General features: G+C 70.9%; 9 protein-coding genes. 8 read left to right on the top strand and 1 reads right to left on the bottom strand.

Annotated elements, in window-relative coordinates; genetic code table 11:
- The first annotated feature begins 1 nt into the window (after position 1).
- The 6 genes from ACF09E_RS34680 to ACF09E_RS34655 all read left to right on the top strand — a co-directional run bounded on the left by ACF09E_RS34680 (position 2) and on the right by ACF09E_RS34655 (position 6,134).
- A complete protein-coding gene (locus ACF09E_RS34680; RefSeq protein ID WP_392210162.1) occupies positions 2-415 on the top strand; it encodes a hypothetical protein in 414 nt (137 codons plus the stop codon).
- Positions 416-493: 78 nt separating this feature from the next.
- Positions 494-1,336, top strand: coding sequence for a hypothetical protein (locus ACF09E_RS34675; protein WP_392210160.1), 843 nt, complete (start codon positions 494-496; stop codon positions 1,334-1,336).
- Positions 1,336-2,763, top strand: coding sequence for a transfer protein (locus ACF09E_RS34670; protein ID WP_392210159.1), 1,428 nt, complete (start codon positions 1,336-1,338; stop codon positions 2,761-2,763). Before ACF09E_RS34675 ends, ACF09E_RS34670 begins: the two co-directional genes overlap by 1 nt.
- A 142-nt stretch (positions 2,764-2,905) precedes the next feature.
- Positions 2,906-3,403: a hypothetical protein gene (locus ACF09E_RS34665; protein ID WP_392210157.1), complete on the top strand. Its 498-nt coding sequence runs from the start codon at positions 2,906-2,908 to the stop codon at positions 3,401-3,403.
- A gap of 462 nt (positions 3,404-3,865) precedes the next feature.
- A complete protein-coding gene (locus ACF09E_RS34660; protein ID WP_392210266.1) occupies positions 3,866-5,227 on the top strand; it encodes a ParB/RepB/Spo0J family partition protein in 1,362 nt (453 codons plus the stop codon).
- Between the two features lie 28 nt (positions 5,228-5,255).
- Positions 5,256-6,134, top strand: a complete 879-nt coding sequence (locus tag ACF09E_RS34655; RefSeq protein WP_392210155.1) for a ParA family protein — start codon at positions 5,256-5,258, stop codon at positions 6,132-6,134.
- A gap of 64 nt (positions 6,135-6,198) precedes the next feature.
- On the opposite strand, the gene ACF09E_RS34650 is transcribed toward ACF09E_RS34655, so the two are convergent.
- Positions 6,199-6,912, bottom strand: a complete 714-nt coding sequence (locus ACF09E_RS34650) for a hypothetical protein (protein ID WP_392210153.1) — start codon at positions 6,910-6,912, stop codon at positions 6,199-6,201.
- 314 nt (positions 6,913-7,226) lie between these two features.
- Between ACF09E_RS34650 and ACF09E_RS34645 the strand changes: the two genes are divergently transcribed.
- Positions 7,227-7,517, top strand: coding sequence for a hypothetical protein (locus ACF09E_RS34645; protein ID WP_381368653.1), 291 nt, complete (start codon positions 7,227-7,229; stop codon positions 7,515-7,517).
- Positions 7,518-7,849: 332 nt separating this feature from the next.
- Positions 7,850-22,105, top strand: coding sequence for an SNF2-related protein (locus tag ACF09E_RS34640; protein WP_392210151.1), 14,256 nt, complete (start codon positions 7,850-7,852; stop codon positions 22,103-22,105).
- The last annotated feature ends 210 nt before the right edge of the window (positions 22,106-22,315 follow it).

Genomic DNA, 22,315 nt, shown 5'->3' with positions numbered 1-22,315 from the left:
CGTGGACCTCGAACACCTCGGCAGCAAGGTCACCGACGTCATCTCCGACGGCGTGACCTTCACCATCATCACCGCCCGCCTGGCCACCGCCTCGGCCGCGATGCTCGCCCTCAGCCACGCGGTCAAGGGCGCGTACGACTACGTCGAAGGGTGCGCGAAGGAGGTCGACCAGCTCGCCGAGATCGCAGCCTCCCTCGACGTCGACGACGCGGTCACCAGCGCCCACCGGGACGCGGCCACCGTCATGCGCGACGTCCTCGCCGACGCCGACGCCCTGGCGACGGCGGCCGAGGAGATGGCGGGCTCCTTCCAGGCCGCCCGCGACGGCCACGAGGCCGACTACGGCCCCGTCCAGGAGGCGATGACCTCCAAGCCCGGCCAGATCGCCAACCGCCTCTACTACCAGACCCGCTAGCCCGCACCCCTGGAGGAGGGGCCGGACCCCAACCGGGTCCGGCCCCTCACCCGTTCCCGAAACAGGAGGTTCACCCTCGTGAAGCTGGCCCGAGTGTTCCGGCGCGCCACGGCCGGACGTATCGCCACCGTCGCCGGAGCCGCCGTCCTCACCGGCGGCCTCGCCACCGACGCCGTCATCGGCCCCGGGCTCGGCGCCGCCGTCCTCACCGCCGGCGCCGGACTGGTCATGAGCCCGAAGATCTGGCGCGGCCCGAAGGACCTGCGGCCGACCGCCATCACCGTCTACGCCGCGCCGCACATCGGATGCACGGCCCTGCTGATCGCCGAGGCCGCCGCCCCGGACACGCCGCTGTCGATCACGGTGCAGGCGGGCTGCGCGGTCCTGTGGACCGCCGCCACCTGGTGGATCCGGCCCGGACAGCTCGCCCGCGACTTCGTGGGCGAGGCCCAGACCCAGGAGCTCGCCGTCGTCCAGGCGCAGCCCGAGGAACCCGCCGCGGAGCCGGAGGAGGACCTGCTGCGGCCGACCACCGAGGCCGGGCACTGGTGGGCGCGCGAGTTCGCCGTCGAGGGCGGGATCGCCCCCGGCACCGTCCTGCTGGCCCACGAGAGGCTCGACGAGAACTGCGTGGCCGCCGTCATCGGCTCCGCCCGGCGCGGCACCCCGGTCCCGAAGCTCTCCGTCGAGCAGCTTTCCGCCCACCTCGACATGCCCCAGGACCTCATCGAGGTCGGTCCCGTCCCTGGACGGGGCGCCGGCGTCTGCCTCCTGGTCATCGGCCCGCGCCCCAAGGTGCCCGGCACGGCCAAGACCGGCGCGAGTGACGAGGAGGTCTGGGCTGACATCGCCAAGACGGCAATGCCGGGCGTCGAACTGATCGAGGCCAACACTTACGAATTCCGCGAGGAACTGACCTGATGAAAGACGTCCGCGAATACGTACTCAAGACGCCCGCAGGCGGGGTGAAGAAATACGACCACGACGCCCTGTGCGACTACCTCGGAGTCGACGACCGCTCCCGGGTCATCTTCGAGCAGGGCGTCGGCCGTGAGGCCATCGTCCGGGTCTACCCGGCGAACCCGCTGATGAGCATGAGGTCGATCCGGCTTGAGGATCTACTCCTGGACGACCGCGGCTTCATCACCATCGGCTCCTACTACGACGGAATCCCGCTCCGGTTCAGGCTCTTCGACCCCCGGACCGGAAACGCCCAGCGGGCCGCAGTATTCGGCACCACCGGCGCCGGGAAGAGCCGCTTGGTGCAGGCGATCCTCGTCGCCTGCAAGCTCTCCGGAATCGTCGTCCACCTCGCCGACCTCAAGTCCGGCCAGTCCGTGCCCGAGGCCAACGGGCAGGTCGCCACCAGGGTCACCACCCAGTTCGAGACCATCCTCATGCTGCGCGGCCTGGTCGCCGAGGCCCACCGCCGTATGAAGGCGTACGCCGAGATGGGCCGGTCCGGGTTCGTCAAGGACGACCCCGACCCGTTGGTGTACGGGATCGTCGACGAGGCCAACCGGCTGCTGGAGAAGGGGGCGCCGTTCCGCGAGGAGGGCGCCTACCTCATCAAGGAACTCGGGCGCACGGGCCGCAGCGTCGGCGTCGGCATCATCATCGCCGCCCAGGCCGGCCACCTCGAGGAGCTCGGCGGCAGCGACACGCTCCGGGCGATGCTCAAGGAGGGCGAAGTCGTCCTGCTGCGCTGGTCCAGCGGCATGATGCAGCAGCTCGTGGGTGACGGCCTGGTCCCCCGCGGCGAGGCACTCCAGCCGATCCCCAAGGTCGTCGGCCGCGTCCAGCGGGTCCGCCGCTACAACGAGGCGGCCAAGGAGGACGTGGACGACGTCAACAGCCAGGGGATGCTCTACCACCTGACCGCCTCCCGGCCCACGAGCATGGCCCGCACCTTCGTCGTCGGCTCGGTCGCCCCCTGCACCGGCTACGACCCGGTCATCCTCGACCTGTATGGGCCCGCCGCCCCGCCCGGCGTGCCGATCGAGCTGGAGCTGTACCTCACGCCGAAGGAAGTCGTGGCCGGGTACACCGTCGACTCCCCCGCTCCCGACGGCCCCGGCGGCGCGGCCACCACGACGCCGGACCACGCGGAGGCCGGCGGGGCCGCCCCGGCCGTCCCGGCCGGGCCGGTGTCGACCGCCCAGCGGATCCTCGCCCTCCTGCCTCCCGACGGCCTGGCGGAGATCGACCTCCGCCAGGCCCTCAACGCCGACGGCTACGGCGAGGTCAAGCGCGGCACCTTGCGCACCACGATCAGCCTCCTGCGCAACGAGGGCAAGATCGCCCGCCCCGACAGCAGCCGCCTGATCATCCCGGTCCCCGCCGACTGACCCCTCCAACGCGCAGCACCCCGGGCCCTGGAGGCGGCCTCCAGGGCCCGGCCCCTACCTCTTCCCCGCCCGGCCCTCCCAAGGCGAACTCCTGGGCCCACCCCTCCCCACCGCCCACCCGGTCCTCCAAAGGAGATCCGCGATGCCCCTTCACGACGCCACCCCCCGTCGGCTCACCGACGCCGAAGCTAAGGACCACGCCGACCACCTTCTCCGCGAGGCCTTCCGGCCGACCTTCTACCGCGACGACGCCCCACTGCCAGCCGTCGGAACCGCCCCGCCCGTCGCCCAGCCCGGCCGACCCCCCATGAGCCAGCGAGCTACCGACATCAGCGGCATCACAACAGCTGTGGGGCTTGCCTCCGCGCCCATCTCTCTTGGCACCTGCGCCGTTCTGTGGACCGCGGGTCAGCTCGACCCGGTCGTCCTCGGACTTCTTGTCGGAGCGCCGATCGCCTTCGTCGCTGTCCTCGGCCGCGCGCTCAAACGGGCCAAGGGAGTAGTCGAAGCCGCCCCCGCCGAGGTCCACAACCACTACACCGGACCGGTCCTACAGAACCACCACACCACGGTCACGACCACCAGCACGAACGGCATGTTCGCTGCCACCCGCAATGAGGTACCCGACCGTAGAAGCTGAGTACGAAGGCGGGCACCCATCTCTAGATGGGTGCCCGCCTTTTTGTGTTTCGGGCTAGGTGTCCCGTCTCAACGAACCCAGCCGACGGCAGGTCGCTGACCTGGGCGGACTAACTGCGTTGAGACAGGCGCGCGGGTTGCCCCTGCCGCTCTGTGTCGCGCACCTGCGACGACTGGTTTCGTTGAGACAAACCCGCGCCGACTCGGTTCGTTGCGACGGGACCTCAGGGCTGCCTGGCACGTCGATCGGATGTTAGTGGTGCCGATCCGGTTCTGCCAGAATCGGATCGGCACCATAAAGAATTGCGAAGAACCGGGCATCTAGTCTCATTCGTATCGGTTCACTCCTGACCTGCCTCTGCACCGGTTCTGCTCGACCCGGTAGGGTCCCCCTCGAATCTCAGCACCACAGGAGGCAGGCATGCCACGAAATGGGTCAGGCGGATCCGCCAACTCGGTGGGCATGAAGGACATGCCACTGCGCCCTACCACGGCGCCCCGGAAGGTCCGCACAGACATCATTGCCGCAAACCCCCGCAATCTCCGGGGCGGCGATCTGTGGGACAACGACGAGCAACGCGACCAGATGGTCGTTTCCATGCGAGAGGTCGGCCAGATCTCCGCGCTCGTGGTCTGTTCCCGCGAGGAGTACGACAAGCGGCACCCAGGCTATGAGCTTGGATCCGCCGAGTACGTGATCCTGGCTGGCCACCGCAGGCACGAAGCAATCCGTCTGGCTGGGCTAGAAGAGACCCGCATCGATCTTCGGGACGATCAGCTCCCGAACTCTGATCTCCTCATGATCGAAGAGAACATGAAGAGGAAGGCTCTCTCCATCCTCCAAGAGGCCGAGGGCTACCGGCGCCTGGAGGCCGACGGAGACAGCCACGCGGCCATCGCGAAGAAGGTCGGCCGGTCTAAGTCCCACATCACCAAGCGCATCACGCTCCTCCGGCTCCCCGAGGATGCGAAGGCCGCACTCACCGCCAAGACGCTCACGATCGACAACGCCTACAACCTGTACACGACCTTGGGGGAGGAAAACGTAGACCTGATCCTCCCAGCGAACGACCTCCTGCGCAGCGAGCGGAACCTCTCGGTTGCGGACGCGGTGAACCGGCTGCTGCTCGGCAGCGTGCTTCCAGAGCCCCAGCAGCCCAGCGATACGACCGCAGCGCCGGTTCTGCCAGAACCGGATGCCACGACACGAGATAGCACCCTTGAGGCGGAAGGAAGCGCGGACAGCGGGCAAACCGGTTCTGCCGGAACCGGGGCTCGTATTCTGGCGCCGTCCACACCGACTCCCGAGGTGGTTCTGCCAGAACCGGCCTCCGGCAAAGCCACCTCGCACCCTGAGACCACGTCCGTGCCGCCAGCGCGAACCAGCAGCTCTGCTCCGGGCACCCCTGAAGTCAGTCAGTCAGATAGGCAGAGGCCCCTGGCTGGCGCCATGCGGGACCAGTTCTGCACCACGCTCATCGGCAACTACACACAACCGGCCGCTGATGCGCCCGCCACACGAATCGCCGAGACGGTGCTCCTCCAGGCATCGGCAGCCACGCTCGCACGCGTGCACAAGTGGATGCAGCGAATCGAGCCGGCCGCCGTCGGGGAGCTCAGCCCCAGCGGGTACCGAGACACTGTCCTTGCCCAGGCTGATCCGGCGCGCGTTTGTCGTCTCGCCTACGCAACGTCCCTCGCTGAGTCAGAACTGCGTGCTGTCAACCGCACCCGCAACTGGGATTCCAGGGACATCGCATACCTCAAGCATCTGGTCGCCGGCGGGTACGAACCCTCCCCATGGGACCAGCAGCACCTCAGCTAGCCCCGGCCTGAGCCCGTAGGAGACCCACATGATTGGCAACTACCTTCCTCCGAAGTACGCGCCTCACATCGACGCCCCCGTATTCCTCATGATGAACAGAGCTGGCTCTGTCGGGAAAACAACCTTTGCGAACAGCGTCTTTGTTGAAGCCTCGCTCCGCGGCTACCGCGGCATCATCTACGACGCCGACCTCCAGAGCGACATGAGCTACTGGTTCGGTTACGACGGAGACCACATCCCGGAGGGCACGCCCTCCATTCACGACCTCATGCTCGGGAAGGCCACGCTGCAGGACGTTCTCCTTCCGGCACGCACCCGCGTTGCTCCTGGTAACGACGCATCGTCCTTCGAGGTGATTCCCGGGCTCTACCTCGTTCGCGGCGACATCAAGATGAAGCAGGCTGACGGCGAGCTTGCTCTCGCCGGCTCTACGGCCGTCTTCTGGCTACAGGAGGTCATTCGCAAGCAGGTGGAGCCCGGTTCAGTTGACTTCCTCGCCATCGACGCCCCAGCCTCCTACGGGCGTCTCTCAGAGTCCCTGATGGCAGCAGCCACCGACGTTGTCACCATGATGAAGCCGATGCGCAAAGAGCTCCGCGGGGCCCGAGCCCTTGCCGAGGAGATTGCCACCCTCAACAACGACATGGATCGATACGACGTCCGGGTCTCACCCACGTGGTACTGCATCAACGACGCGAAGGTTAGTAGCCAGGGACATTTCTACGGCAACATGCAAGACGAGGCCCGCGAGGTCTACGGAGATCGGCTCTTGCCGGAGCTGAGGAACTCGGTGGTTGTAGCCGAGGCGTACGACGCGCAGGAGCCACTGCCTATCTGGGCCCCCAAGTCGGATGCGATGAAGGTGATCGGAAAGATTGCGGACAAGCTTGGGTTCGTCGAGAAGTAGCTCGCGGTCTGGCGCCCGGTTCTGACAGAACCGGGGTGACTCGCTTAAATGGGAGTGACGGCTTCTAGCAGCCGGTGGCACCTGGGAGCCCGGGCTGGGACTGCTCGGTTGCGCGGAAGATGGCTGCTCGAAGCAGGTCCCCGGTAGTCAGAATCTGTTGGCGAAGTCGCTCTCGAATCTCCAGGGCGGACATCGGGGCTGAGGGCCGTCCGGCCGCTACGAGGAGTGCGAGATCAGCGGGGACGTCGTTGCGTCCGGCTTCGCGTAGAGCAACTTCGGCTCCGTCGCCCCAGCGGTCTGCCCAGTCCTGGAGAGCTTCGACGGCGTCCTTGCTGGTCCAGTACGCGGCCCGGCGAACGGTCTCGCCCAGGGGTTGGGGCAGGTTCACCGACAGGCGATCGGTGTACCCGCCGTCGCCCATGGGCTGGCTCGGCGGAGTGCCCCAGCGGCGTCCGGGGGCCTCAAGCTCGCCTTCGGGTGGCTCGGGCCATTCGCGGTCCAGGTGTCGGGCCTGGAGCTCCTCACGGACGGCGCGGGTCATGAGGTCGTCCCGGGTGCCGCCGAATTCGCCGCTCCGGCGCATCCGAGCCACCTCGGCCCGGATCTCGCTGCGGACGGCGGCCGCTGCGCGCCGCGGCATGCCGGGTTCGAGTCGCTCCCGGCGGCGCTCGGCGATCCAGGTGTCCTCCCGGTCCCGCTCGGCCTTGGCGACCTCATTGAGTCGTCGCAAGGCATCCGCCGTCACCGCCACGTGGAATTTCAGTCGCACCATCGCCATGGAAGAAATGTAGCCAGATAAAAATGAAGCGTGCTCCAGCCGCCGTGACGCGGGTGAGAACGGACAGGTGCCCGGCGAGCGGTTGGCGCTGCGGCAGACGAAATCCGCTGTCGGTACGTCGTAGGGTCGAAGCAGGATGGATCATGTCCGGTCGCTTTGTGCATCCGGGTGGGGCCGGGGGAGTCTCCGGCCCCGTCTGTGGTGACGGTGGACCGGGCTGGGTCTGAGGCCTGTGCCCTACCAGCACCACGGGGAGAGACGCATGAGTACCGGGGGAGTGGAGCCGACGCTCCGCGAGGGTGAGGAGAACCGTAATGACGCAGCTGAGCAGGCACGGGCAGACGGCTCGGGAGTATTGGGAGACGTACCGGCCGCGGGCCCTGGAGGGGCTGGGGAGCCCGGAGCAGCAGGAGGATCACTTCCGGGCGCTCGACCTTCGGGTGACGGAGCGGATCGGGGAGTTGACGACGGAACTCCTCCAGCAGCTGCCGATGTCCCAGCGGGCCGCGGCGAGGCGGGCGACGCGGTCGCAGGCGCAGGAGCTGGTTTACGCGGAGGAGATCTGGCTGGAGAAGGAGCCGGGGACCGAGCACCGGGAGATGTAGCCCCGCCGCGCTTCCGGCCGGACTCTCAGGCCGACCTCGCGCCGGCCGGAGAGGGCGAGCGGGCCCGCGCCAACCTGGCGGCCCTGGAGGCGCTGCGCGTCCTGGAGGACGAGCAGCGCTCGGCCACGGAGGACGAGCAGCGGGTCCTGGCCCGCTGGTCCGGCTGGGGCGCGCTGCCGCGCATCTTCAACCCGCGGCCGGCGCGCGAGGCGTTCGACGCGGACGAGCCCTTCGAGCGGGCCGTCGCGCGCTGGGAGGGCGTCAGCGAGCTGCGCGAGCAGATCCGGGAACTGCTCTCCGAGGACGAGTGGGCGGCCGCCCGCCGCAACACGTTGAACGCGCACTACACCGACGCCGACCTGGTCCGCTCGGTCTGGGGCGCGGTCCGCAACCTGGGATTCCGTGGCGGCCGTGTCCTCGAACCCGGCTCCGGGTCGGGCAACTTCATCGGCTTCTCCCCGATCCTGCTGCGCGACCCGGTGCGGATGACCGGCGTGGAGGTCGAGCCGGTCACCGCGCAGATCGCCCGCCACCTGTACCCGGACGCGGAGATCGTCACTAGCGGCCTGGAAGAGGTCGAGCTCGCCGACGGCGGGTTCGACGCGGTCGTCGGCAACGTCCCGTACGGCCGGTACGCGCGCTTCGACAAGGTCCACAACAAGGACCTGGCCCTCTCGATCCACGACCACTTCGTGCTGAAGTCGCTGTACGCGACCCGGCCCGGGGGTGTGGTCGCGCTCATCACCTCCCGCTACACGATGGACGCGGTGGACCCCGGCGCCCGGGCCCGGATGTACGAGCTCGGCGACCTGGTCGGCGCGGTGCGCCTGCCGGCCCGGGCGCACGCGACGGCCGCCGGGACCGACGTCGTCACCGACGTGCTGTTCCTGCGCCGCCGTATGCCGGGCGAGGAACCGGGTGACGACACCTGGCTGACCTCGACCAAGCGCCAGCTGCCCGGGCACGAGAACGAGCTCGCGGTGAACACCTACTTCGACGCCCACCCCGAGTACGTCCTGGGCGAGCTGCGCGCGGGCTCGCGCGAGTGGGGCCCTGAGGTCACGGTCGTCGGCCGGACCGACCAGGCCCCCGCTCAGGCCCTGGCGTCCGCGGCCGCCGCCATCACCGTGGAGGCCCGGGCCGCCGGCCTGACCGCCGCCGACGACCAGCGCACCGCGCCGGTGGCGACTATCGTCACCAGCGGCACGGAGGGCGCCCTCGGCCTGGACAGCGAGGGCAACCCGACCATCATCGACGGCGGCCGCCCAATCCCGCTGGAGGTCCACCCCGACCAGCGCGAGCAGCTGCTCCAGCTCATCCGCCTCAAGGGCCTGACCCTCGACCTGTACGAGCTGGAGGCCGCGACCGACGAGCCGGGCGAGACGCCCGACCTCGCCCGGCTCCGCGCGGAGCTGCGGGTCGCCTGGCGCGACTACCGCAAGACCCACCCGCCGCTGACCAAGCCGCGCCAGCACTTCAAGTTCACCCCGGCCGAGGCCCGGGCGCAGGCCACGGCCCAAGGCCTGAAGGACGTCCCCGAGGCCTGGAAGCACCGCACCGCGTTCGCGTGGATCGACGACGACCCCGACGCCTCGCTGCTGTTCGGCCTGGAGGAGTGGGACGACCGGTCCGGCAAGGGCATCGAGCAGAAGGTGCTCCGGGCCCGCGTCCTGGAGCCGCGCATCCTTCCGGTCCGCGCGAACAGCCACGAGGACGCCGTCGCCCTCGCGATGGAGTACGACGGCGGCCGCCTGGACATGAGCCGGGTCGCCAGCCTCCTGGGCCTGGACGAGGAGAGCGCGGCCGCCCAGATCGCCGACGCCGGGCTCGCCTACCGCGACCCGCAGCAGAGCGACGCCTGGGAGCCGGGCCACCGGTACCTGTCCGGCAACGTCCGCACCAAGCTCGCGGCCGCCCGGGAGCGGGCTGCCGAGGACCCCACGTTCCAGGGCAACGTCGCCGCCCTGGAGCGGGTGCAGCCCTCCGACCTGGCGCCCTCCGAGATCAAGGCGAAGATCGGCGCCCCCTGGGTCCCGGTCGACGTCTACAACGACTTCCTCGCCAGCCTCGGCTTCGAGGACGCCAGCGTCGTGCACGCGGGCGGCACCGTGTGGGAGGTCCGCGGCGCGAAGAACGGCGACCTGGCCCGCACCGAGTGGGGGACCGGCTCCCGCCCGACGCAGGACCTGTTCACCGCCCTGCTGCGGCAGACCGAATCGACGATCCAAGTCACCTGGCGCGACAAGGACGGCCACACCTTCGTCGACAAGGAGGCCACCGACGCCGCCCAGGAGAAGGCCAAGCTCATCGCCGAGGCCTTCGAGGACTGGATCTGGGACGACGAGACCCGCGCGGCCCGCCTCGCGAAGATCTACAACCACCAGTTCAACAACCTGGTGCTGCCCGAGTACAGCCCGGCCGCGCTGACCCTCCCCGGTCTGATCAGCGACTGGACGATGAAGGAGCACCAGAACGCCGCGATCCGCCGGATCGTCAACGAGCCCACCGCGCTGCTCGCGCACGTGGTCGGCGCGGGCAAGACGGCCACCATGGCCGCCGGCGCGATGGAGCTGCGCCGTACGGGCCTGGCGCAGAAGCCGTGCCTGATCGTCCCCAACCACATGCTCAAGCAGTGGTCGCGCGAGTTCCGGCAGCTCTACCCCAACGCCAAGATCCTGGCGATCACCGCGAGCGACCTGGGCAAGAAGCGCCGCGCGAAGTTCATGGGCCGCATCGCGGGCGGCGAGTGGGACGCGGTGATCCTCACGCACGACGCCTTCACCCGTGTACCGGTGCGCCCCGACACGCAGCGCGCCTACCTCGACCGCGAGATGCGGTCCCTGCGCGAGCAGCTGGACGCGGCCGCCGAGGCCGGGATGGCCCGCAACACCGTCAAGCAGATCGAAGAGTCCCTGGCCAACGCCGAGGCCAAGCTCCAGCAGCAGATCGACTCCATGGACGACGAGATCGGCGTCTTCCTGGAGGACACCGGCATCGACTACGTGTTCCTGGACGAAGCGCACGAGTTCAAGAACCTGCGCACCGTCTCGGCGATCCCCGGCGCCGCGATCCAGGGCTCGGCGAAGGCCACCAAGCTCCACATGGTCCTGGACCACCTGCGCGCGACGAACGAGAGCGAGCGGGTGGCGACCCTCGCCACGGGCACGCCGATCGCCAACTCGGTGACCGAGGCCTACGTCCTCAAGCGCTACCTCGCCCCCCAGCTCCTGGAGGAGATGGGACTCGACGCCTTCGACAACTGGGCCGCCACCTTCGGCGAGGTCGTCTCGAACCTGGAGCCCGACCCCAAGGGCGACGGCTACAAGTACAAGGCGCGGTTCAGCAGGTTCTTCAACGTGCCCGAGCTGATGGCCGGGTACCGCACCTTCGCCGACGTGCAGATGGCCGAGGACCTGAACCTGCCCACCCCGCCCGTCCGCGAGAACGAGGACGGGCAACGGGGCGAGTACGTCCTCATCCCGCCCACGCCGGCGCAGCGCCAGTTCATCAAGGAACTGCCGCACCAGCCGTGGGTCCGCAAACCCGGCGGCGTCCTCAAGGCCCTCGGCGAAGGCCTGCGCGCCTCCGTCGACCTCGACCTGGTCGACGCCACCGAAGCCCTGCGCAACCTCGGCCTGAACATCACCGCCGACAAGGTCATGAGCGACGACCCGGTCTACGGCGGCCGCGTCCTGGACATGGAGAAGGTCGCGGAGCTCGCCGACGCGGCCGCCACCGACATGCGCAGCCTCGGCGGCACCAAGGAGATGGGCAGCAAGATCCCCTCGGCGGCCGAGAAGATCGCGGAGATCTGGCAGGAGACGAAGGACATCGTCTACCCGGTCTCCGGCGACGACCCGACCCCGCAGGAACTGCCCGGCGGCCTCCAGCTCGTCTTCCTCGACGAGGGCACCCCCGGCAGCACCGCCAAGCACGCCGCCAACCTCTACCAGGACCTGCGCGACGAACTGGTCGCCCGCGGGATGCCGCGCGAGTCCATCCGCTTCATCCACGAGGCGGGCACGGACCGCAAGAAGGAGAAGCTGTTCGCGGACTGCCGCGCGGGCCGCGTCCGCGTCCTGGTCGGCAGCACGCAGAAGATGGGCACCGGCACCAACATCCAGGACCGGTCGGTGGCCCTACACCACCTGTCCTACCCGTGGCGGCCGGCGGACATGGCCCAGCGCGACGGCCGCATCGAGCGCCGCGGCAACCTCAACGCGCCGTGGATCGACAACACCCCCGACGACGTCCGGATCCTCTACTACATCACCGAGCGGACCTTCGACGAGTTCCGGCTGACGACGCTCGCCCGCAAGGCCCGCTTCATCGGCCAGATCCAGCGCCGGGACTTCTCCGCGCGCGAGATCGAGGACATCGGCGCCGACGCCATCAACCTCGGCATGCTCTCCGCACTCGCCTCCGGCGACCCGGCGATCCTGCAACTGGCCGAGGCCACCGCCGAGCGCGCCCGGCTCCAGGGCCTGGCCCGCAGCTGGGACCGCCAGCAGGACACCCGCAGCCAGCAGCTGACCGACATCGACGACTTCCTCGCCCGCGCGGACACCGCCCTCGAAGGCATGCGCGCGGCCGCACCCAACCGCCGCCCCACCACCGGCGACGCCTTCGCCATGACCGTGGACGACGCCACCTACCGCAGCCGCGACACGGCCGCGAACGCGCTCGGCGCCCGCATGGCCGCCATCGCCGCCGACCAGTCGATCCGCCCCGGCGAACGCGTCCCCATCGGCACCTTCGGCAACCAGGACTTCCACGCCGAGATCGCCTACGGCGCCAGCGGCCGCCGACAGCTGCGCCTGCGCTTCGCCTGGGGCAACGTCGTCCCGATCGGACACCGCGAGGACCGCGCCCAATGGCAGGCCTCCTCCGTCACCCCCTCCAACGGACGCGGCGCCATCCAGAGCCTGGAGCACTTCCTCAACAACCTCGACAGCGACCTCGAAAAGCTCGACGCCTCCGTCATCTCCTCGCGGGCCCGCCGCGAGGAGATCGCCGGGAACCTACGGCCGAAGGACGAGAACCCCTACCGCATCCAGGCCCGTTCCAAGGAGCGCGAGGAGCGGGCACTGGGCAAGCTCGTCGTCGCCAACGAGAAGGAGGCCGCGCTCGCCGAGCGCGTCGAGCGGGCGGCCAGCGTCAACGAGGACGCCGCCGAGGAGGTCAACGAAGAGCTGACCACCCTGCGCGAGCACATCGCCAGCCTGCGCCAGTCCATCGCCGACGAACACGACATCCAGGCCCGGGCCCAGGGTCTCGTCCAGGATGAGAGCCGCTCCGACGACGCACCCACCCCTGCGGAGAATGCCGCCCACGAAGCGATCGCCACAGCCATGGCAGAAGCGCTTCTCCCTGATGGCAGCACCGAACCCCGTCCCCCGGCGACGTCCATGGGCGATGTCGAGAAGCAGGGGAGCCCGCCGGCCGAACCGCAGGACCCGAACCCGGCCCCGGAGCCCCGCGCCGACCCTCCCGCCGACGGCCAGGAAACGCCCGAACCGGAACGGTCCCCAGAGCAGCAGTTCCAGGAGGCCGTGGACGAGCTGTTCCCAGGCACGGTACCTGTGCCCGAGGAACCTGGCCCGTATGACCTGGGAGCCGGTGAACACGACCCCGTGCTCGCGCAGATGATCGCCCAGGACGCAGCGGCGATGTCCGGTGAGGGCTGGACGGAGGTGGTACAGCCCTTCGCGAGCCAGCGTGAGGCCACGTTCGAGCAGAACCACGTTGATGTCGTCTACGAGCGGTGGGCGGCGACACAGACAGCGCTGCCGATGCTCGTTGATGCCGAGGGGGAGCTGACTGACGAAGAGCCGGGGATCACCAACCCCGCCGGCCTCGTCGCCTCGTGGCACCACCGCAGCCGGGTCGCTGCTGCGACTGCGGGCCCGACCGGCGGACGGATGGTCGTCGAGCAGTTCGAGGGCCTGGCTCAGGCTGCCCTCCGCGCAGACGGGTACCTGGCTGAACGCGACGCGTATGCCTCCGAGGAGGACCGCGCGCTGCTGCTCCAGCTGGCGAACGTCGCCGGCTCGTACGCGCGGCGGCTGGCTGTGACCCTGGACGTTCTGGCGCAGCAGCGGACAGACGATCGCCAGGAGAGCCAGGCCAACGTGCGCATGCGCGAGGTCCAGGCTCTGGAGAGCGCCATGGAATACCTCGGCGCCCAGGGCGCCGACTTCCGCATGGACCGGCGCAACACCACCATCACCGACCGCGAAGCCGCGGGCGCCCAGCTCCGGGACGACCTCCTCCAGACCATGAGGGAGATCGCCGAGCTGCCCCTGGAGAGGCAGAACACCGACCCCGACGCTCGCGTCCTCTACGGACACATCCGAGGCATCCCGCTGTACTTCGGCTGGGGCGACACCACCGGATCCCAAGCACAGGTCGTGCTGGGGTTCGATCAGCTGCCCCTGCTGGAACCGATCAGCATCACCGCCGCCGAACTGGAGGCGATGTCCCCGGCGCAGCTGATCGACCACATCGACGGCAGACTCGGCCTCGATGCCCTGAGTGCGGTCCGGGACCGCGAACGCGCAGCGATCCAAGAGCTCCTTGCCGCCGGGGCGCAGGAGCAGCAGAGTGCGCCCGCCGACCAGCCCGCGCCGGCCACCACGGACCCGATCGCCGAACTCCAACGGCAAAGCCTGAAGCTGAACGACTGGTGGCTCACCTCCAGCGACGTCGCCGTACCCGAAGGGCACCAGCCGTTCAGCGATGCCACGGTCGACCTCGTCGCCGGGGACCAGGTCCGCATCGGCTCGCGCCAGTACATGGAGGACCGCCACCTCCACTACCACACCGTCACCGTCCAGTCCGGCCCCGACCGGAGCGACGGCTACTACCTGTGCACCAACGCGGACGGCATCCGCCGGCGGTTCCACCCGCGCAACATCGTCGCCGTACCCGACGGCTCACGACTCCTCGCGGGCAACGCTCCCGCCCCCGAACAGACCGCCACCCCCGAACCGGCCCAGCACCAGGAGACGACGGAACAGGAGCCGCAGGAGCACAGCGGGCCGAGCCCGGAGTGGGCCCGGATCGCTGCCGTCCTGCGCTACTACGAGCCGCTGCTGCAACGGCACAAGCTCTCCGGCCGCGAGACCGTGGCCTTCCTCGACCGGCCCGGCGCCGGATACCGCTACGAGCCCGGCAACCCGCTGTCCGACCTCATGGCCGACATCGCCAAGGCAGGGGAGCGGGCCGGAGGCTCCTACCGGATCAGCTACAACGAGTGGGTCAACTACTCGGTCGGCGAGCGCCGCCAGCAGCAGAGCGACACACTCATCAACCTGAGCATCGACCTCATGACCCTGCACAGCGGCGAGACCGAGCCGCTGTTCCTGGTGGACCTGGAGGCGATCCTCGCCGCCCCGCCCGGCACCGTGGTCGAGCTGCCGTCCGAGGCGGAGCTCGCGGCCGACGACGCCGCGGCCGCCCGCATCGTGATCAACCACGACGCCGAGGGCACCGACGTCCGCAACACCCCGCCCGGCGGAGCCGAGGGCATCCGGGAGGCACTGAAGGACCTCGGGTTCAGCTGGTCGCGCCGTCAGCAGAAGTGGTACCAGCGACGGGACACCCCCTTCGAGGACCGCGACACGGCCGTACGCGGCCTGCGGGCGGCCTTCGAGAAGCTGGGCGTCGCCTACACCTACAACGGCCCCGAACAGGCCCCACAGGGCGGCCAGGAGGCCGCTGAGGACACCCAGACGCAGACGGCAGATACAGCCGGACCGCAGACGGCTCCGCCCGGCCAGACACCCGCCGACACCCCCACGCCCGACACCGGGCAGGACGGCGAGCCCGACACCCCGGCGCCGGACACCACCGACCCGGACGAGCGGCAGACGCAGCCGGACCCCGACGGTACGGAGCAGCCCGCGCCGCCGGCCGCCGCCCACAACGAGGACGACGCCCCGGCGCCGGACGCCGACCCCGATGCACCGGAGGAGACCGAGGAGACGTCCGCCGGGCCGGAGGCGGCCCCGGCTCTGATCGTCCAGACCCCGGACGGCCCGGGCACGGTCATCGGCTCCGACGGAGACCTCGTCCTGGTCAGCACCGCCTCCGGGACCCGGGTCTGGGAGGCCGGTGAGGTCCAGTGGCCCGACGGCGCTGCCCGGCCGGAGAACACCGACCAGGCAGCGAAGAAGCGGCAGAACGCCGCCGACGCCGAGCAGGCCACCACCGCCGAGGGCATCGAGCTGCAATTCGGCGGCGGCAACCGACTGGTCGACCTCGACCCCGAAGCCGGGCACGGCACCGTGGTCGACGCCGACGGAACGGTCATCGGCTGGGTACGCGCCCGCACCGGAGACGACGGACGCCGCTACTGGTGGGGCCAGGACGCCCGCGGCGGCGCCCCCGACGGCTCCCCCTTCCACGAGGAACTGCCGCCCTCCGCAGGCGTCCCGGCGATCCGTGCCGCCGGCCGCGTGCGCAGCGGCATGGTCCGGGCCACCGAACCCGAGCACCGCCACCCCACCACCGTGGAGTACGCCGCCCGCGAGGTGCGGCTCACCACGGCCCAGGTACGCGAGCTCCGTCAGCTCACCCTCACCGCCACCTACTCCGACGGCAGCGCGATCGAGCCGCCGGAATGGGTCGGCGCGCACCGCCGCTACTTCCTCAACGTCGCCCAGATCCGGGCCCTCGGTGAGGCGGCGCAGGCTGCCGCGGCCGCCCTGCCGGGCGCCACCGCCGAAGAGCGGCGCACCGCACGCGTTCTGCGCAACGCCGCCGAGCGCTTCGACTTCGAGGCGTACGACACTGCCCGCTGGCGTGCCACCATCCCGCCCATCGGCGAGATCGACCCGTACGCAGGGCCCTACCAGCCGCGACCCCGGACGGAGGAAGCAGCCGAGCAGCCCGACGCCACCGTGCCGGCGGCAGAGCGGTCGGCGACCGCGACGGACGACGACAATCAAGCCCTGCCATTTGTCGTCGACGACGAGTTCTCGATCCTCTACGCCGCCTACCGGGACCTGCTGCCCGCTGGCGTGGCCATCGACGAACTCACCCAGGACAACGGCCGCATCCCTATCGGTGACGGAGGTGTCCATGCCGACGCCGCCATCGTGGAGCGGCTGCTGACCGAAGGCCTGCTGGAGCGCGGGACGAACGCCACCCTCGGCCTCACCGATACCGGGCGGCAGCGGCTCCGCGAGCTGGAGCGTGCCGGTCGTGCCGAGCCTGCTGTGGGAGACCGAGTCCTTCTCGTCGGTTCCGGAAACCTGGGGATCGTTGGCGGGTACAAGACCACCGAGAACGGCATCCGCATCGCGGACGTGGTCTCCGACCGCGAAGGCTGGCCCAACGGCTGGGACACCAACGTTGGCGCCCTGTTCATGACCACCGTCGAACCGGCGGCCATGGATCCGGCGGCGGCTGCGGAGCGGTACCGAGTCGCCGCCCTGCGCCAGTTCCCTGGCACCCTGACCGACCCCGCACTGCGCGCGTCCGCGCTGGAGGCCCTCACGGCTGCCGCCCTCGCCGATCCGCAAGTGGCTCAGGCAGCTCACGCCAACGACCTGAACAACTTCGTCGTCGCGCTGGCCGCCCGGACTCGCGGGTGGATGACCGACCAGTGGGAGAACACCGAACCCGAGCAGTGGCCCGACTGGGTCCGCGCGTACTTCCGCCAGGGCGACCAGGCGGTAGATCACCGAAACGGCCTGTACTCCGAACTGGCGGGCCCGATCTACCGGCGACTGCGTGCGCCGGAGCCGGACCCCGCACCCGTACCGACACCGGCCGCCCCGGCGCCGACGGAGCGGGAGGCCTCCGGCGTTGCCCCGGCTGGGCAGGCGGAACCGGACCTTGTCGCGGCCGCGCAGGACGTCGGGCCCGCGCCGCACTGGCGGATCGTCGGCGCAGAGAGCGACGAGCAGGCCGCGGCGCGGTTCGGCGGCAACGACCTGATGCTCGCCTTCGCCGCCCGCGTTCAGGCCGTGCCCGCACCGTCGGCCCTGACCGACACCAGCGCGGACGTGTGGATGGACGGCCGCATGGTCGGCTGGATCATCGACGTCAACGACGCCGCCGACTTCACCGGCCCGGGCGGCGCCCCGCTATGGAGCGCAGAGCCCGTCTTCGGCACCTCTGACGAGCGTCTGGCTCGCTTCCGTAGCCGCGACGCGGCCCTCGCCGAGCTCGCGGTGCGGGCCCTGCGGACCGGGCCGCCCGCCCTGGACCGGCTGGACGACGACATGGTCGCCTCGTTCACCCGGTACCTGACGCCGCCGCTTCCCGACGCGACGAGCGACGATGCCGTCTCCACGGCCCGCCTCGCCGAACTGACCGCAGTCCTGGACGCCTTCGCCCAGGGCCGCAGCCTCGGATCGAGCATCGCCGAGGACCTGGTCCTGGCGCACGACAGCCTGCTGTGGCTCGCGGCCACGCAGCCCGACGTGCAGGTGCGCGACGACCTGGAGACCCGGGCCGACACGATCCGCGGTTACCTGAACGTCTTCCGCCCCGGGGACCCGCGCGCCGCGCAGAACTGGGCGGGCGATCAGCCCAGCGAGACGGTCCCCGCGCCCGCGCCGGCCGCCGACCCGGTGCCCGGCCGGGCCGAGGACGGAGAGGAGGGACAGCTCGACCTCTTCCCGGCCGAGACCCCGGACACCCCCGCCCCGCAGCGCCGCCCCGCGCGCCGGCGCGGAGGGCGGGGCAAGGAGCCTGCCATCCCGCCCCGGACCGAGGGCGGACCGGAAGACGGCCGTACTGGCGTGTACGGGCACGCCGACCACGGGGAATGCGAACGCTGCGGCAACGACACCAGCCGCTACACCGTCGTCTGGCAGTGGCACAGCTCCGACCACGGCGCCATGGCGGCCGAGTGCGCGTCCTGTGTCGAGCTGACCCTCGGACTGCCGTACGCGGAGATCGCCCGCCTCGCCGACCTCGCCGAAGCCCGGCGCGGCGGCGAGCGCATCCAGCCCCGGCCGCACCCCGAAGGGTTCGACGTCGTCACCAGGCGGACGGCGGACAAGGAGTTCACGTCGATCCACCTGCCCACCGGCAAGCGCTACCGGCAGGCGCAGGAATCGCCGAGCGGGTACCGGGGCTACGTGACCCGCGACCTGTACGGCATCTCTCACGGCACGACCGTCGGCCTCAGCGACTCGGTCGCCCGCCGGGCCGCGCTGGGCCACACAGCCGAGACGCACCCCAACAGCAGCGACGCCTGGGTGCTCTTCAGCTACCGCCAGGACCTCAAGCAGGTACTGCTGCACGACGGCGAAACCGTCGTCAGCCGCGGCACCAACCCCCGAAACAGCGGTGTCTTCGAGAACGGACCCCGCTGGGACATGACCATCAGCGGGACCGCGTACGTCGTGGAGATGGTCTACCAGACGGGACCGGTCGGCGACGACGGCCACCGCCTGGAGGTCACGGCCCCCGACCAGAGCAGCACGCGGCACGTCCACTGGGACGGCGCACTGGAGTGGGCCCGCGAACACACACGGACCACCGGCACCGCCACGGCCAACGTGCCGGCCGAGGAGCTGACCACGGTGGAGGAGGCAACCCCGCCGCTGGACACCGCCGAGCCTGCGCAACCGGAGCTCGACCTCGACCTCGGCACCACCGGCCCCGACGACGAGGACGACCCGGAGTACGAGGTCTCCGTCCCCGGCGAGGAACCGGCCGCTACGACGACTCCGGAACCGGTCGAGACTCCGGCCGCCGTGCCGGATGCGCAGGAGGGACCGCCCGCGGACGACGACGCGGACGAGGAGGCGCCGGAACGGGTGCGCGGGCCGTTGCTCACCCTCGGACTCCGGGAGGGGCCCGACGGGCAGGTCGTCGCCCGGGTGGAAGCCAACGGGGCCGCGCAGGCGCTCGTGCTGCCCGGCATCTCGACGGCGGACATCCCCGGCCTGTCCCTGCCGGTCACGGTGGAGATCCCCATGCTGGTGCGCGCGGCCGACCTGGCCGAGCAGCTGGTCTCTGACGATGAGACCGCGGCGTGGCTCGGCGAGCACCTGCCCGCCGGCCCCCTCGCCGCAGCCTGGAGCAGCGATCGGGTGCGCGCCGTGCTCATCGTCGTCGTCCGCGACAGTCTGCGCGAAGGCATGGCGCCGACCGTGGAGGACGTCGCCACCTGGTTGGTGGACGCGGCGAGGGAGGACGAAGGCCTCCTGCGCGCCGCGCACACCGCCGATGGCCCGGCAGACTTCGGCCCGGTCTTCGCTGCGGCGGCCGACGCCCTGATCACCGACGGGGGCTCCGAGCACCTGCTGTGGACCTACCTCGGAGCGGAGGGCACCCGCCGAACCGAAGTCCTCGCCCTGGCCACCCCCGACGCGTACACACAGCTCCTGGCCCTGCCCGCCCCCAGCGACGCGCAGACGGCCACACCTTCCGCCACGCCCGACCCGCCACAAGACGCCCCGGAGGAGTCCGATATGGCCACACCCGCCAGCCCCGAGGAGCCCGTGCGCGGGCGCGTCGTCCCGCCGCGCCGGCCCACTCCCAGGCGCGGGAACGTGGCCCCGCCCGCTCCCGAGCCTGACCCCGTGCGCGGGTACGGCGTGCCACCGGCCCCGCAGCAGGAGACGGCCGAGGACATCGACGTCCAGGACCCGCCCGAGCCGCAGACGTTCACGACCTCCGCCCCGCTGGCCGCCTACCCCCAGCACCAGGTGCACCTGGAAGGGATGGACGGGACAGGCTACAGCCGGGGCGAGCTGCATCGCGACGGGCAGCACATCGCCACGCTCCAGCGAACGGTCGGCGGCCAGTGGTACGCCCGGATGCAGCTGGACCCGGCAGACATCACGCGCCTGGTCGACACCCCCGAGGTCGCCGCCGAGAACGGCGCCGTGATGTACGCCGCCTTCACCGGCCTCCCGCTCGGTGACCCCATGGTCGCCGCCCCGGGAGCGGACATCCAGGCCAGGGCCGAGCAGGTGCGCAGCGAGCTGCGCGAGTTCGCTGCGCAGCACAGGGAGAGCATCGAGATCGCTGCGCGCCAGCTCTTGCTCAACTTCGCGACGAACCCGCACTACGAGGAGCTTGCCGCCCGACTCGATGACGTCGCGGACTCAGACGGGCGAGGTGCCCGGATGATGGCCGCTGACCTCGCCGGCGTCGAGCGGGCCGTGAATGCCTGGGGCGGCACGCTGCCCCCGTCCCCGAACAGCGAGATCCGCGCCGCCCTGGCCTTCCCCCTCGCGCACATGCTCTTCGACGTCCGCCGCCTCCAGGAACGGCTCCAGGCGACCGTGGAGGTAGCGGAGGAGGAGCGGGCCCGCCAGCGGGCCGCCGCCGAGCCGACCCCACCGGCGCCCGAGGCGGCCGAGGAAGTCAGGCCCGTGGAGGAGGCGCCTCCTGCGGCTCCCGAGCCGTCAGCAGCGGTTGACTCGGGGACGGAGCCGCCCGTCGCCGAGGACATCGAGCCGCCCACGGCCGACGCAGCCGCGACGGCGGATCTCCACGCAGCGCCTTCCGCAGAGGAGGAGGGGCCGGAGCCCGAGACCACGGTGGAGGAAGAGCCTGCCGCCGCAGAGGACGGCACGCAGGCCCCTGCGGGCGAGCCGACCGCTCCGGTGCCCGACGCCACCGACACCGACGCCCCGCCCGAGGACCCGGAGCTCCCGGTGCAGCAGGAAACGGCCCCCGAGGAAGCGGCGCCCGCGCCCCTGTGGGGCACGGACGAAGTGCCCGTGGTCGCGTACGCGGACGGGGAGGGCAACGAGCAGGGTGCGGCCGCTGCGGACCCAGACGACGTCCTGGCCAACTTCCAGGGCTTCCGGGAGGCATGGGACGACGCCGTGACGGCGGGGGTGACGTCCACCGAGCTGTTCGACGACGTCCGGTCCGACCTGACCACCCTCCAGACTCTCTTTGCGGAGGCGGTCAGCGGCACGCCCGCCCCGGAAGCCGACACCCCGCCGGCCGAGCCGGACACGGCACCCGAGCGCGACGAACACCAGGAAGCCGAAGCGGTCAACGCGACCCTGCGGGAGGCCGACACCCGCGCGGAATCGCTCCAGGACCTGCCCGAGTGGCAGAAGATCCAGACCGTCCGCGGGGCTCTGGGGCACCTGCTCACGACCATCAGGCAGCGGGCCGGGGACCAGTTCGACAAGCTCCTCGGCGACAAGCGGGCCAGCGGCTTCCTGCGGGAGCTGTCTGCCCGGGCCTGCGACAAGATCGCAGACTTGGCGCAGGCCGCCGCCCGCAAGCTCCGTGGCGAGAACGGCCGGGCGGAGGAGCGCGGCGGCGCACCCTCCACTACCGAGGCACTGCTCCGTCTCGGAGACGCGACGACCACCTTCAGCGCTCCTCGGGGTGGCCCCGGCGGGACTCCGCCCTCGACAGGCAGCGCGACGGACCAGCCGGACATCCCGGCCATGCGGAAGATGGGCGAAGCCCTGGCCAAACCGATGCCTGGCGCCCGGCCGAAGGTATCGGCGGCGGCCGCCAGGGGCCGGTCAACGACGACTAAGCGGTCCTCGGCGAAGAAGCCCGCCACCGACAAGACAACGGAGCAGGCACCCCACCTGCGGCGCGGGCCCGACCAGACTTCGCCCCGCAAACCCCAGCAGCGCTGATCTCGGGTCGGCCCCGGCGTTCGGACCTCCGGCCGCCGGGGCCGCTGTGGTGGAGCCCGGTCAGTCTGGCCAGATAACCCGCGCGTTCTCCGGTCCCTACAGGCAGACGGGTGGGCGCCGTCGTCCACCGCTCTGCCGGAGTGGGGCAGGGGAGCGGGCTGGCGAGACTCACTCCTAAGAGGTGAGTCCGCGGTGGTGCGGCGCGCCCGG

Origin of the sequence: Streptomyces sp. NPDC014891 (assembly GCF_043081085.1) — a bacterium.
Classification (GTDB): Bacteria; Actinomycetota; Actinomycetes; order Streptomycetales; family Streptomycetaceae; genus Streptomyces.
Note: the sequence above shows the minus strand (reverse complement) of the source record. Positions and strands in the feature narration are given on the sequence as shown.